The sequence below is a fragment of the Acinetobacter sp. YQ_14 genome, from assembly GCF_043102985.1.
GTDB classification, from domain to species: domain Bacteria; phylum Pseudomonadota; class Gammaproteobacteria; order Pseudomonadales; family Moraxellaceae; genus Acinetobacter; species Acinetobacter venetianus.
Window position 1 is genome coordinate 77,732 of sequence record NZ_JBICJJ010000009.1, and the last position, 14,541, is coordinate 92,272.

The following is a 14,541-nucleotide window of genomic DNA, read 5'->3' on the forward strand; positions in this document are numbered from 1 at the left end:
TACCTAGTTTTGAGTGGTTTGCTTTTGTTGGTTGAATTGAGTTTGTAACTGTTGCAATTGAGCTTCGAGTCGATCTAATGATTGATTGAGTTGACGCGTCTCTCGATTGAGATCATCCATTTGCCAACGTGGAGCAAATAAACCGCTATCTTCTTTTAAGGCGTCTTCAACAAAAAAAAGCTGACTTTGCAAAGAACGTTTCAGTTGCTGTGGTGCAAGCTGAATTTTACCTAACTCATGTGCGAGTTGAGGGCCAATCCAAGGAGAGAGATGTGCGGCGAGATCAGGTTCAGCTTGCTGCATAATTCGCTGAATATCTTGTAATAAGTGATAATCGCCTTGTAGCGGAATATTACCAATTTGATCCATATCACTGAGTAATAATTTGACCAGTTCCACTACATTTTCAACATGTAATGTTGCTGTTGCATCTGTGATTGTCTGTTGAGGATCAAATGGACGCTGTTCAAAAATAGAGGGGCTTTGGCTTTGTCCTGTGACGGTTGGTTCTAAACGAACTTTATTTTCATCAAAAAATACATCAACTGAAAGTTGTGGACTGTCGATAACCACACGTAACAGTTGACCTTGTAATTGATTGAGTTGAATGCGGGTAATCGCATCCAAGTCAATCACATGATGAATGAGTCGTTCAACCGCACCGAGTGCTAAAATCGACCACATTGCAAATTCCTTAACGTCAAAACTTTAAAGTTTGAATCCGCGGTGAACCGCAACGATACCACCTGTTAAGTTGTGATAGTCACAGCTTTGGAAGCCTGCATTTTCCATCATGCCTTTTAAAGTACGTTGATCTGGGTGCATACGAATCGATTCAGCAAGGTATTTATAACTTTCAGAGTCATTTGCAACGAGTTTACCCATGATCGGAAGTGCAGTGAATGAGTAAAGATCATACAATTTAGAAAATGGTTCAAACACTGGTTTTGAAAATTCAAGTACCAATAAACGGCCACCTGGCTTTAGCACACGATACATCGCTTGCAGTGCCGCATCTTTATCCGTCACGTTACGAAGACCAAAACTAATGGTCACTAAATCAAAACTATTGTCTGCAAATGGTTCTAATGTTTCTGCGTTGGCAAGGACGAAATCGACGTTGGTGCAGCCCGCATCAATCAGGCGATCACGACCAACATTTAACATTGATTCATTAATGTCAGAAAGAACGACGTGTCCTTGTGGACCAACTTCACGGCTAAATACTTTGGCAAGGTCACCCGTACCGCCTGCAATATCAAGGACATGTTGCCCACGACGAACGCCAGACATGTTGATCGCAAAACGTTTCCAAAGGCGATGAATACCAAATGACATCAAATCATTCATGATGTCGTACTTGCTTGCAACTGAGTGGAAAACTTCTGCAACTTTCTGTGCTTTATCATCACTGCTTACAGTTTGATAGCCGAAGTGTGTAGTTTCTCCAACATTACCTGTATTCGCACCGCGAGGTAGGTTGTATTTTGGAATCGCACCTGTTGGTGTAGACGCAATATTTTGTTGTAAAGATTGTTGCTGACCTTGAGGTGTGCCTTGAGGAAGCGGTGCGCTTAGGAATGGGCTAACTTTGTCTGAACTTTGAGTTTGCTCAACTTCTGGGGTAGGCTGTTGGTTTTCGTTAGACATTGTGTTCTCCTAAACTTTTTGCTCTAGCGGCACGAATCAGCATGCATGATGACAGATTTTGTAATTTTTTACAGGGCTTAGCATATCATTGTTGTGAATAATATACAGAAAGTCACGATCTCAAAAGTATTTTCATTTTGGTTTTTTGAGTTCTTAAATAAAAATCCCTCTTAAGCGAAGAGGGATTTGAGTAATTGCGTTATGCACGAAAAGGATCAGGGTGTCCTGCATGTACTCTGTCGATAATCTCACGCTCTTTTTCGGTAAATGTGTTGATAAATACCGCGGCTGATTTCATCGGTTTCATTGCGGCAAAACCTTCTTGAATGAATTCATACATTTGATCGAATTGATATTTATGTGCAATACCTTTACACATTTTAAATGCCGCAAACATCATGGTTGAACGCATGTATTTATCAAGTGTTTGGCCAAGTTCATCCAGTAAATGAAGCTGTTCATAACGTGCCTCACCTTGATCAAGTTTCACAAGGGTTTGACGCATGATGTCATCAGTCAATGCCGTTTCTAATGGATAATCTTCCAAAAGTTGCATTGCAACTTGCTCATCCAGTTGAGTTGCGAGGACTGCAAGGCTGACAGACTTAGTACCCGTTTTAATTGCATTTTCAGGGAGTAAGCTTTCTGCTTTATGAGCATACTTTAATAGGCGTTCGATTTGCTGTGCCATAGCATCAAAATCAGGGCCGCCGTATAAACGATTGAGAAAATATTGCGCCATAAGTTGATTTTCTGGACGGGCAAAAAATTCTTCATGTGTTTGAGCAATACGCTCTTTCATCCATGCTTGTACTTCGTGCAGACGTTGGGCAATCGCTGGGTTTTGGTGATAGTTCAAAGATTGGTATTGTAATAAAAGTTGATCAAATGCAGCGAGTTTTGACATGTTTGAACTCAAAGAAAATAAAACCATAAAATCATAGGCTGCATAATAACGAAGAACCATGACAGCATAAACCGAAAATGTTTAACAATTGGTCACTGTTGTTATTCACTGATTTAACTCTACAGAAACTGTACAAGGGTTCTCTAAACCTCCAAATCGATTTCATTATACTTATTCTTAATAATTAGCCATTTAGAATTAAAGATGAGCGCACAACAACCAAAATTTGAAATACGAGATGAAGATGAACTGTCTTTGGATCTGATCGAAGCACAATACGCTTTAAAAGATAGTCGAGATAAGAAGAATGCCAAAAGTGTTCTGATTTTGGTCAGTGGCATTGAAATGGCGGGCAAGGGCGAGTCAGTCAAGCAATTGCGAGAATGGCTCGATCCACGATATTTAAAAGTGAAGGCGGATGCTCCAACGCTGCTTTCATCGAACCAAGTATTTTGGCAGCCGTATACCCGATTTATTCCTGCCGAAGGGCAGATCGTGGTGATGTTTGGTAATTGGTACAGCGACCTACTTTCAACCGCCATGCATGTGTCAAAACCTTTAAATGAAGAATTGTTTGATGCCTATGTTGAGCAGATGAGAGCTTTTGAGCATGACTTACAACACAACAATGTGCATGTGATTAAAGTCTGGTTTGACTTGTCATGGAAATCATTACAGAAACGTTTAGATCAAATTGATGCTTCAGAACAGCACTGGCATAAATTACATGGTTTGGATTGGCGCAATAAAAAACAATACGATACCTTGGCGAGTCTAAGTCAAAAATTTACAGATGATTGGTTTGTGATTGATGGTGAGGATGAAAAAGTAAGAGATCAATGCTTTGCACAATATGTGTTGCAAACGTTGCGTGAGCTACCTGATCACCAAACCAAAATTACAGAAAAGTGGCAACAAGCTAAAGTTCCGAAAACCTTACTTGAACCTTCCAAAGACAGTTTAGATAAAGATGAATATAAGGAAGAGCTAAACAAACTAACCAAAAAAGTAGCTGATGCGTTGCGTTATGACGAACGTAAAGTGGTGGTGGCTTTTGAGGGAATGGATGCGGCTGGAAAGGGTGGTGCGATTAAGCGCATCGTAAAAAAACTCGATCCTCGTGAATATGAAATTCATAGTATTGCTGCACCAGAGCGTTATGAGTTACGTCGTCCTTATTTATGGCGCTTTTGGAGTAAGTTAAATGATAGTGGCAAGATCACAATTTTCGATCGTACATGGTATGGACGTGTTTTAGTTGAAAGAATCGAGGGCTTTGCTAGTGCTGTCGAATGGCAGCGTGCTTATGATGAAATTAATCGTTTTGAACAAAGTGTTGTCGATAGCCAAACCGTACTTGTGAAAATTTGGCTCGCCATTAGTAAAGATGAGCAAGCAGCGCGTTTTAAAGCGCGTGAACAAACGCCACATAAACGCTTTAAAATTACTGAAGAAGATTGGCGCAACCGTGAAAAATGGGATGATTATTTAAATGCGGCTGCGGATATGTTTGAACGAACGAATACTGATTACGCGCCGTGGTATGTGATTGCGACTGATGATAAAAATACTGCAAGGATCGAAGTGCTGAAGGCAATTTTAAAACAGTTGAAAGCGGATTAAGCTTTCAACTGAAAGATATAAAAGCATTACGTTTAAAAGTGATTAAGCCACAATGGTATTACGGCTTTTCTGCTGAATACGTTTTGCCAAGTTATAGCAGTCTTGAATATGTGCTTCGGTAATTTTACGCATCATGAAATAACCGAGGCTTGCTGCCACAAGTTGACCACCGAGAGGAATAAACTTGGTCACTTGTTTGGTCGCAATCTTGGTAAAAAAACCATTAAACGATTTTTTCATCGCGGTACGTGCTACTACAAAACCTGAAAACTCAAAGCCACGTTTACGTAATTCATCCCAATGTACTTTCTTGGTTTCTGGGTCATAGACACTGATATGTTCAGGCGCTAAGCCAAAGCGAGCATTCACATAAGGAATGATCTGACTCAGCATGCCTAAATCGACTACAACATCAAAAAATGGAATAGGAACAATCGCTGCACCTGCTGACCAATACGCACGCTTTTTTGTAAGCTCTAAACACTCTTCGCGGATTTGATCCAAGTTTAAGCTCGGATCAATTGAGTCAGGAATTTTTTCAATTTTCATAAAGTTATACCTAAAGTCTATCCCTCGATAGTACATTCAATCGTACTGAGTGGTGAATTTCAAAACAATTTTTTTATTTCCTTGTGTGTTTAACGTGACATAGTTCGATGAAGTTGTATAGTGATGATTGTGTACGGTTTCGTGCAACACAATGCTGATTTATTGACGAGGTTGTATTTACGCATGGGGATTCATGTTATTCAAAGTCAACGCCTTGATGTGTTATTGCAAGGTGTGATGGCATCAATTACTCAGCCGAGCAACTCGCCATTTCAAGTCTTTAAAACGCAGCATTTTATTGTACCGAGTCCCGCGCAGGAGCAATGGCTCACGCAGAAAATTGCTGAACAACAAGGCATGACTGCCAATTATCAATTTCATCAACGTATTCGCGGTTTTCAGTGGTACGCTTATCAACAAGTCTTAGAAAATAAAGAAAAAGTACGTAAAGCCAATATTCCTCGATTGATTTTAAAATGGCGCATTCATCAAGCCTTACAACCCTTTATTCAAGCAGATCAAATCAGTCTAGCTGAAGATCATCCTTTATATTCAATCGTACAGCGTATTTACGATAGTGCTGATCAACTACAACATGGCAAAGAGAAACAGCTAAAAAAACAAAGTATGTTGTATTGGGTGGCTGAGCAAGTTTCACAACTATTTAACAACTACATGATTTATCGTGGGACTTGCCAACGTGCATGTGAGGGCGAATGTACCTGTTCAGGTAATTGGTTATCGGCTTGGGGCAGAAACCAAGCCTTGAATATCGAACAACTCATCTCAATCACAGATCAACAAACCTCGGCATTTAGCTTAGATCAAACAGAAAAGCTCGAGGCATGGCAACGTTGGCTATGGCAGAACTATTTCCATGATGACTTTGTCGAGATGCAGAGTATTGATGCTGACTTTTGGCATATTCTTGATCAACCGCACAAACGTGATCAAGCGTTAGCGCAACTGCCCAATCAGGTGATTGTATTTACCATTTTGGATTTACCACCGAGCCAATTGCAGTTTTTACGCCGCTTAGGACAATATTTAGATGTGGTTATTTTGCACTATAACCCGTCTCAAGAGTATTGGGCGGATAGTGTCGATCCATTGTGGAAACAACGCTACGATTTAGGGGTGAAAGAGCGCTTTATTGCCAAAAATCCCAAAGCAACAGATGAGGAAATTACGGCGTTTTTTGAACAGTTTACGCTGTTCTTTAATGCGCAAGCACGCGAGTCACGTCATCCTTTGCTGACTCGCTTAGGGAAACAGGCGCGTGACCATTTCTCTTTATTGTCCCAGCTTGCAACAGGTGAGGAAGGCAAGTGGGTGGATGCTTTTGTTGAGCAATTTCCTGAAACTTTATTGGGAAAAATCCAGTCTGATATTTTCTATCTCGCTGAACCTCAAGCTGCGCAATATGAACTTGCCATTGATGATCAATCGATTCAATTGCATGTTTGCCATTCGAGTCTCAGACAACTTGAGGTACTTAAAGAGCAATTGGTCAATTGGCTGTCTCAGTCTGATGTCATGCCGCGTCGTCCAAGTGATGTGTTGGTTTTAACGCCAAATCTCGCTGAGCTAGAACCATTGATTCGTAGTGTATTTTCTGCGGTTGCCAATGATCAGGAAGTTTTTTTACCTGTCAAAATTGCAGGTGTCGTCCAGCTTGATGCTTTGAATGCTTGGCGTGCTGTGCTTGGGCGCTTGCAATTAACACAAGGTCGCTTTACTCAAGATGATTTCGCTGACTGGTTAAATTTATCTGCAACCCAGCAGCGCTATGGTTTGGATTATAGCCAAGCGCAACGGATGTTGGATTTACTCAATGATGCGGGTTTTAAGCGTGGTTTGGATGCAGAGCATCTGCAACAAAGTTTGAGTGAAACCGATCAAGACTATCGTTATAGTTTTAAATTCGCCTTAGATCGTTTGTCGCTAGGTATTGCAGTACCTGCGCATGTGATGGTGCAACAGACGCTTAGTTATGCAATGGTTCAGTCTAGTGATTTTGAGCTGATTGGAATTTTGATTCAGATTTATCAAGATTTATCTGCAAGACGACATTGGCTGATGGCACATGAACACGGTCAGCGTTTGCCTGTTGAGGCATGGTTAAAACGACTGAAAGATGATGTGCAGGAGTTTGAGCAAACGGAGATTGTCGCGTTAAAAGCTGTACGTGAAATCATCCAAAAACAAGAGCGTATGCTGACTTTGGCCAGTTATTATGAAGATGCTGAAACTGAGCTGCGCCAAATTTCATTGCCATTGCCTTATATCATTGAAGAAATCCAACGAACTTTAGAAAGTCAGTCGGCACAGGTTGAGCCGACAGGACAAATCACCTTTAGTCAGATCGGGAAAATCCGTCCGATTCCTTATCGTTTGATTGTGCTATTAAATTTAGATACAGGTAAGTTCCCAAATCGAGACAGCCATATTCCTTTTGACTTAATGGATGCATTGCGTCAGCAATTGGGTGATCGCTCTCGTTTAGAGGATGATCAGGGCGCATTTTTAGATGCAGTATTGTTAGCGCAAGAGCAATTGTGGCTGTTCTATAATGGTTTTGATATCAATGATGGTGAAGTGAGAGAGCCTTCAAGTGTGTTGCAAGGCTTTCGAGATCATTTGGCGTTGATTGTTCAATCCTACCCAATGCCTCTGTATGAAAGGGGGGAGAGTGAGGAAGTTCCTATGTTTATCAAAGAGGGGTTAGGGGAGATTTGCCCACCTCAACTTTATCCTCTCTATCATGTACACCGTTTGCAACCTTTTGATCCGCTCGGCTTTACGACGGATCGACCTGTACGTTTCCAAGATCAATGGTTTAAGGTTGCTTCACAGATTCAGAAAGCGAAAGGTGAACGACAGGCATGGGTGAATGCAGCCTATCCAGTTGAACAGAGTGAAATGACCATTTTGGAGAGTCAGCAATGGATTCAAGATGTGACCTTTCCAGCTCGGTTATATTTAAAAACGCTAGGGGTGGAAAATTTAAGTGCTACTGAATTGGTCGATCTAGCCGAGCCTTTGTTATTAGATGGCCTAGGCAAATATGCGATTCGACATTTTTTACAGCAGCACGATGAAAAAGTTTCACCCAGCATCTTGCAAGATCAGTTGCCTGTCGGCAAGGTACAGCACAGTGCATGGCAGCAAAGCCGTTTAGAACAACAACGTTTAATGGAACGTTTACAGCAATATGCAGCCGCGCCGACGGAAACTACGCAACGTATTTGGCGAGTTTCTAAGCATTTGCAAATGAGTTGTATCACCCCCAAGCAAGATGTGCAGGATTGGGTCAGCTTAGATGCTTCTAGTGCGCGTGCCAAACGTTTGGCTAAAGTGTGGTTGGAATATTTGCTCTGGCTGGTTGTCTCAAATCAGGGTGAAGCCACTGAGAAACGCCGTATCGTGGTGTTCAGTAATCAAACGGTGATTTGTGAAGGCGTAAGTTCAACCCAAGCAAAAGATTATTTACAAGCATGGTTACAGCTTTGGCAAAATGGGCAACAACAACCCGTGGTTTTGCCAGCAGCACTATTATTAAAACCTTTGGAAAAAGCCAAATCCTATGAATGGATTGAGCAAGATACTCGACAGATTTTGGATGAAAATAGTCAAAAACAAGTATTAAAAGATTGGAATGATACAGGTGATTTTTCAGGTTTTGACATGACACAAAATGAAGCTTGTAAATTACATCGAGATTGGCAGTTTATTTTACAAGAGCAAGATGCCACTGCTTTATTGAACTATGCTTGTGATCAGTATTCATTTGCCTTGTATCAACCGATTTTTGAATTTTTGCGTGTGGAGTAAGGCATGAGCTCTCTATATCCAGTGTCTTATCAACCGATTCGTGATATTCAGTTTCAAGGGTTGCATTTGATTGAGGCATCGGCAGGAACAGGTAAAACCTATACCTTGTCCAGTTTGATGGTACGCATTTTTTTAGAAAAATATTTACCGAATCAGGTGATTGCAACCACATTTACTCGTGCAGCTGCTGCCGAGTTAAAAACGAGAATCCGACTACGTCTCGTTGAAACTTTAGATTATTTAGAACCTTTCCGAGATGTACTCGAGCGAGATATTCTAGTTCAGGCAGCACAAGAATCTGATCCTTTGAAACAGCATGTGCTACAGCATTTTGCGCCACGGATTGCCTATGCCTGTGAACGGCTCAAGTTGGTGATTGATCAACTCGATGAGTTATTTGTTGGGACACTGGATAGTTTTAGTCAAAAGTTATTGCGAGAGTTTGCTTTTGAAAGTGGCAAAATTGAAAGAGCGCAAATCACAGAAGATGCGAAAACTTACACACGACAATTGATTCATGATGTACTGCGTGAATGGATTCAAACGCAACCGCAGCAAGTGATTGATGCACTTTATAGTGTCGGCAGTTTAAAAAGTGTTGATCATTTTGTGGGGATGGTGGAAAGCTCGCTGAACTTTAGTTCTGCGCAATTTAAATTACCTGATCTACCTGAAATTGAGCTAACTCAATTGCAAGCTTGGCAGCAGCAGGCGCAACACATTGATTTGAGTACCTTGTCTGATTATTTCTCATTGGATGGCGCATATTATTCACATATTAATGGGACCTCTTTCCGTAATCATGCCTTTCACAAACTCTTTGTAGAATCTCTACCATTACTATTAGATGCATTATCAAGTGCTGAAAATGTGCAGGTATTTGATGCGTATTTTGCCAACGCGCGAGATTCGGTATTTAAGTTTTTAGATAAGCTTGAACAGCAAAAAATCTTTAAAAAATGCCCAGCAGACATTAGCGATACTTTTTATCAACATGCAACGGTATTGCAGATTCAGTCGTTATTTGAATCTGTGCTGCAAACACAACAACAGTTTGAACAGTTGGATGTGTATTTAAAAGCTTATTTGTGTATTGAAGTGAAAACGCGCTTGCCGCAAGTGTTACAGCAAAAAGGCGAAACCACCTTTGCCCAACAAATCAAAACATTATCTGATGCTTTAAAAGGGGAGCAAGGGCAACGTTTTGCTGTCTTTGTGCAAGCGCGTTATCCCTTAATTTTGGTCGATGAGTTTCAAGATACCAACCAAGATCAGGATGATATGCTTGCCAGTATTTGGCGGCATCCACAGCGTTACCAAAAAGGCTGCATGATTATGGTCGGTGATCGTAAACAGGCGATTTATGGCTTCCGTGGTGGCGATATGCTGACCTTCCTGAATGCCTACCAAGATATTATGGCGAAGCAAGGGCATGAATATAAACTGATTCATAATCATCGTTCGGTCAAAGAGCTGGTGGAAGTGGTCGATGTGTTATTTCAGCGGCAGACGGATTTTGGTGAGCAGGTCATGTATGACCCGATTCAAGCAGGTTCACGACCTCATCCTGCTTTGATTGAACAGCAGCAATCCAATCCAAAGCCTTTACGATGGTTGCAGTTGCAAGAGGGTAATGAACAAGCCACTCAAGTCGCCTGGAAAATTCAGCATCTATTGAATCAAGCGCATTTAAAACAACTGTATTTACACAATGATCAGCCGATAGCAATCGCTGAAGATGATATTGCGGTGTTGTCGCGGAGTCATCGTCAACTGGATGAAGTGCAATATGTGTTGCAACGGATGGGTATTCGCGTCAATCGACCCGCCAAGCGTAGTGTATTTGATTCAGCAATTGCGCAGGATGTGGGCGCATTACTCACTGCGTTACTGCACCCTTATGATGAGGCGAAGTTGAAACGTGCTTTACTGAGTCGTCTGTTTGGCTTCGATCTCACACGATTGATGACACTCGAACAAAGTCCTGAAGGGTTAAGCTACTATATTCAGCAGTTCGATGAGATTCGTGAAATTTGGCTCAATCAGGGTTTTTTATCTGCATGGCAACGGTGTCTCAATCAGTTTGGTATTTGGCAGCAATTGGTTGCGACACAAAGCCGAGACAATGAACGAACCGTAGTGAATCTACGTCATCTCACTGATGTTTTGAGTCAACATAGTGAGCACGTACAAGGTATTCAAAACATTTATCATTGGTATTTAAAACAACTGCACTCACCGAGTGATCGTGATTGGGAACTTGAACATAAGCTTTCCAGTGATGCAGGTGTGCAACTGATGACGATACATCAGTCCAAAGGTTTAGAGTTTAAAATTGTGTTTTTATTAGGCGCAAATAAGCCTTATTCGGAACAACAAAAGACCCTAAATTTTTCCACCACAGATGTTCAAATGCCTGAAACAGGTCAAATCCGAACTCAACGAGTTGTTGCGGTTGCGGATAAAAAATTTCTACAGCAAACTGAGATTGATCAGCATCAACAACGTGCTTTAGCAGAACAAAATCGCTTATGGTATGTGGCTTTGACCCGTGCCAGTCATCGTGTTTATGCAGTATTTGAGCCTGAAAAAGGGGAGAAAAATAAGTTCTCAGGTCTCGCTTTTTGGAAAAACCAAGGTGAGCATTTTCAACATGCCTATAGTGCTGATGAAGCTTTAATTTTAGAGCGACCTCTCGCAGTTCGAACACAGCAAGCGCAACAGCAAATCATATTGAATGCTCAACCCTTACCAGAACAACGTTTTTATGCACGTGGCAAAACCAGTTTTAGTTATTTGGCACAGCATTTAAAACATAAGGTCAATCGGACTGATGTATTGGCAAATATGGATGCAACGGTTGAGCAGGCTGAAGATGAATTGGATATTTTCGCTGTAGAACAGATAACCCAAACGGAATCAATCGCATGGATTAAGCAGCACTTCCCGAAAGGGACTTTAGCTGGTAATTTCCTACATGAAATCTTTGAGCAGATTGATTTTCAACAACCTCAAACTTGGGGTGAGGAAATTCGTCGTCGTTTTAAAAATACCTATCAAAGTTTATGGACAGCTTTGTTGGAAACCTATCAGCAACATTTTCCAGATCAGCAAAATAGTGAACCACTCTATCAGTGGATTGCGGACTGGATCGCTGAAGTTGTACAAACGCCATTGAATCAAGATTTTCAGTTGCAGCAACTCAGTACAGGGCAATACCTATCCGAGTGCCCATTCTATTTGGCACTCTCCGATCGTGTCCTCGCGATGCAACGGGTGCAAAAGCTATTTGAGGAATATGGAATCGAAATGCCTGAGTTACTTGAGGCAAAGTCTGCGCGTTATCTCAATGGCTCTATCGACTTAGTTTATTTTGACGGGCAGCGTTATCAGATTGCCGATTATAAAAGTAATTATCTAGGTGCATCGCAACTTGATTATCAATCAACACAGATTGCAGAAAGCATGTCGCTTTCGAGTTATTGGTTGCAGGCCGCTTTATATTTAGTTGCGTTGCATCGTTATCTCAGCATTAAGTTGCAAGATTATAAGATTGAGCAACATTTGGGTGGCGCATCTTATCTCTATTTACGTGGTATGAATGGTCAAGCCCAGCAAGGCTATTTTTACTGGAAACCTGAGGATGAGTTTATCCTGCGTTTGGACGCAATTCTTGGGTATTTCTCTGAAGATAAATCAGGAAAAGTGGTGTAGATAAAGTGGATGTTTTTAAATTAAACAAAAGCTTATCTTGTGAATAAGTGTGTTTATAACCTTGTGGACAAGCGTGTGGGTAAGTTTGAGGATAACTCTGTGGACAATAAAAGTAATGCTCAAGCGGAGCAAATGACTTGGTTAAATATGTGGAGTCACTACCTCACACAAGCACCATTTACTCAGTCTGCTCAACCAGAAACCGCTGCACAGGTGTTGCAACAATTGGTTGAAGCGAGCCTGCAAGGTAATAGTTGTATTGATGTTGATTCAACACAGCTCGAAGCGCTAGGTGATTTGGCGATTTCTAGTGATATCGCAACAACCCAAGTTGCTCCATGCGTCTATGATCAGCAGGGCTTGGCATTATACCGATATTGGCAGCTAGAACAACGCCTCGCTCATCAGATTTGTCGATTAAAGCGACAAATGGTGCCTCATATTGATGTTTCTATTTTTCGAACCTTACTTAGTGATCAACATCAACAAGCCGCTTTAACTATGGTCATGCAGCAGTGGCTTAGTATTATTACGGGCGGGCCTGGGACTGGAAAGACCTATACACTGGCAAGGATTATTGCTGCGCTCAACCAAACGATTCCAGATATCCGAATTGCAATGGCAGCACCGACAGGTAAAGCTGCACAACGAATGCAAGAAGCGCTGCAAAACTCATTCAATGATCCAAAGCTTTTGGAATCAGGTCTGATCACGGATGAACTTCGTCATCAAAATACGCAGACTTTGCATCGTTTATTGGGAATTGGGAATCGACCCATACCTCGTTTTAATCAAAAACAACCGTTGCCTTATGATGTGATCGTGGTTGATGAGGCTTCAATGCTCGATTTGAATCTAGCGACATTACTATTTGAAGCGGTTCCAGAACATTGTCGAATTATTTTATTGGGGGATGCTAATCAGTTAGCCTCTGTAGATGTGGGGTCTGTATTGGCAGATTTACAACACGTTGAGGCTTTGGCTGAAAACCGTGTCCAATTGATGACCAGCCGTCGATTTTCAGGGGATGCCAAGATTGGACAATTTGCAAGATTCATCCAAGATCAGCAAGATTCGGCTGAGCATCATACCGTGTTGGAAAAACTCGAACGCGACATCGTCAAGCCAACTGTACTCCAAGCCATCACATTAACGCTGGGGATGCCTGATCAGATTCAATTGGAATATTTACCTGAGCAGCTAGAGGGTGATGCTGAACAATATCAACAAAAGTTGATGCATGGTTTTCAGGGCTATGTAGATGCCTTGCTGACGTATCTAAAAGCCGATGATACTGAACAAGACATGATGACGGTGATACGGGCATTTGATGATTATCGAATCCTCACTGCTGTTCGACATGGGCCGTTAGGGCTAGAGCAACTGAATCGTTATGCTGAACAATGGCTGAATCAGCAACTCAAACAAATCGCCGTTGGGGATTGGTATATTGGCCGTCCTGTGATGATGACGTATAACGACTATCAGTTAGGGATTTCAAATGGTGACATTGGGATTTGTTTTAAGCACAGAACGCAAGCTCAACAATTTGAAGTTTTCTTTCCTAGTCTAAATAAATGGATTGCAGCACATCGTTTGCCACGTAATATGCAAACAGCTTTTGCACTAACAATTCATAAATCACAAGGTTCTGAATTTACGCATACTGCGATTGTGTTAGATGCACATGCGGAGAAATTATTGAGCCAAGAATTAATTTACACTGCGATTACGCGTGCGAAAAAAGTGGTTACACTTTTGGCTGATCAAAAGTCGTTACAACAAGCGCTGACAATTCGTACAGTACGTCGCAGTGGTTTAGTGCAAAAGATCAATTTGAACAGATTGTGAACTTATTCTTTAAAATTCACTGTTTTGTAAGTAAAAGCTTACATGGATTCGAGATATTGTCGCTAGAGTGAGACAGGTGTTTTTGAGATTATGTACACACAAAGAGCCTAGCAAGGAAAGTTAGGTAAATCGCAAAAATATAATAATAAAGTCAGTAGACAGCGAACTTACAGTGAAGTAAGTGATAAAAGAGGAAACTTACAGCCGCTAAGCCTTGTAGTTTTGGGAGAGACTACAGGGCTTTTTTATTTGTTATAAATTTTAATCACAACATGCTGATATTCATCGTATTAATTTTAACCATTTCAATCTGATTTCATTTTAAAAAATTGATCCATATTTCGACAAAGATTTACTGATATTAATCTGCTATTCAGTGGAAATGTATCAGAATCTACAAAAGTTATAAGGCT

At 41.2% G+C, this 14,541-nt stretch carries 7 protein-coding genes and 2 pseudogenes; 5 read left to right on the forward strand and 4 right to left on the reverse strand.

Going from position 1 to position 14,541, the window contains the following annotated elements:
* Nucleotides 1–3: 3 nt before the first annotated feature.
* The 3 genes from ACF8D3_RS04400 to ACF8D3_RS04410 form a co-directional block, all read right to left on the reverse strand.
* Nucleotides 4–684: a hypothetical protein gene (locus ACF8D3_RS04400; RefSeq protein WP_392470388.1), complete on the reverse strand. Its 681-nt coding sequence runs from the start codon at nt 682–684 to the stop codon at nt 4–6.
* Between the two features lie 24 nt (nt 685–708).
* The gene (gene ubiE / locus ACF8D3_RS04405) at nt 709–1,650 is read right to left on the reverse strand and encodes a bifunctional demethylmenaquinone methyltransferase/2-methoxy-6-polyprenyl-1,4-benzoquinol methylase UbiE (protein ID WP_312100301.1); all 942 of its coding nucleotides are present in this window, start codon (nt 1,648–1,650) and stop codon (nt 709–711) included.
* 199 nt (nt 1,651–1,849) lie between these two features.
* Nucleotides 1,850–2,557, reverse strand: coding sequence for an FFLEELY motif protein (locus ACF8D3_RS04410; protein ID WP_392470390.1), 708 nt, complete (start codon nt 2,555–2,557; stop codon nt 1,850–1,852).
* Between the two features lie 204 nt (nt 2,558–2,761).
* On the opposite strand from ACF8D3_RS04410, the gene ACF8D3_RS04415 reads away from it, so the two are divergent.
* Complete coding sequence (locus ACF8D3_RS04415) at nt 2,762–4,180, forward strand: polyphosphate--AMP phosphotransferase (protein ID WP_023013149.1); 1,419 nt, start codon at nt 2,762–2,764, stop codon at nt 4,178–4,180.
* A 42-nt stretch (nt 4,181–4,222) separates the two neighbouring features.
* On the opposite strand, the gene ACF8D3_RS04420 is transcribed toward ACF8D3_RS04415, so the two are convergent.
* Nucleotides 4,223–4,729, reverse strand: coding sequence for a hypothetical protein (locus tag ACF8D3_RS04420; RefSeq protein ID WP_392470391.1), 507 nt, complete (start codon nt 4,727–4,729; stop codon nt 4,223–4,225).
* A gap of 183 nt (nt 4,730–4,912) precedes the next feature.
* Here ACF8D3_RS04420 and ACF8D3_RS04425 point away from each other — a divergent pair.
* The 4 genes and pseudogenes from ACF8D3_RS04425 to recD all read left to right on the forward strand — a co-directional run.
* Nucleotides 4,913–7,387 (forward strand): annotated as a pseudogene (locus ACF8D3_RS04425) (exodeoxyribonuclease V subunit gamma); the annotation flags it as partial.
* An 81-nt stretch (nt 7,388–7,468) separates the two neighbouring features.
* A pseudogene (locus ACF8D3_RS04430) lies at nt 7,469–8,563 on the forward strand (exonuclease V subunit gamma); the annotation flags it as partial.
* 3 nt (nt 8,564–8,566) lie between these two features.
* Nucleotides 8,567–12,277 carry a UvrD-helicase domain-containing protein gene (locus ACF8D3_RS04435; RefSeq protein WP_392470392.1) on the forward strand — a complete coding sequence of 1,237 codons (3,711 nt, stop codon included), beginning with the start codon at nt 8,567–8,569 and terminating at the stop codon, nt 12,275–12,277.
* Between the two features lie 132 nt (nt 12,278–12,409).
* Entirely contained in the window at nt 12,410–14,128 is a 1,719-nt protein-coding gene (recD, locus tag ACF8D3_RS04440) for an exodeoxyribonuclease V subunit alpha (RefSeq protein ID WP_392470512.1), read from the forward strand.
* Nucleotides 14,129–14,541: the final 413 nt, after the last annotated feature.

Coding starts and splice junctions, on each gene's coding strand:
- ACF8D3_RS04400 (WP_392470388.1), bottom strand. CDS start 684: ATGTGGTCGATTTTAGCACTCGGTGCGGTTGAACGACTCATTCATCAT.
- ubiE (WP_312100301.1), bottom strand. CDS start 1,650: ATGTCTAACGAAAACCAACAGCCTACCCCAGAAGTTGAGCAAACTCAA.
- ACF8D3_RS04410 (WP_392470390.1), bottom strand. CDS start 2,557: ATGTCAAAACTCGCTGCATTTGATCAACTTTTATTACAATACCAATCT.
- ACF8D3_RS04415 (WP_023013149.1), top strand. CDS start 2,762: ATGAGCGCACAACAACCAAAATTTGAAATACGAGATGAAGATGAACTG.
- ACF8D3_RS04420 (WP_392470391.1), bottom strand. CDS start 4,729: ATGAAAATTGAAAAAATTCCTGACTCAATTGATCCGAGCTTAAACTTG.
- ACF8D3_RS04435 (WP_392470392.1), top strand. CDS start 8,567: ATGAGCTCTCTATATCCAGTGTCTTATCAACCGATTCGTGATATTCAG.
- recD (WP_392470512.1), top strand. CDS start 12,410: ATGACTTGGTTAAATATGTGGAGTCACTACCTCACACAAGCACCATTT.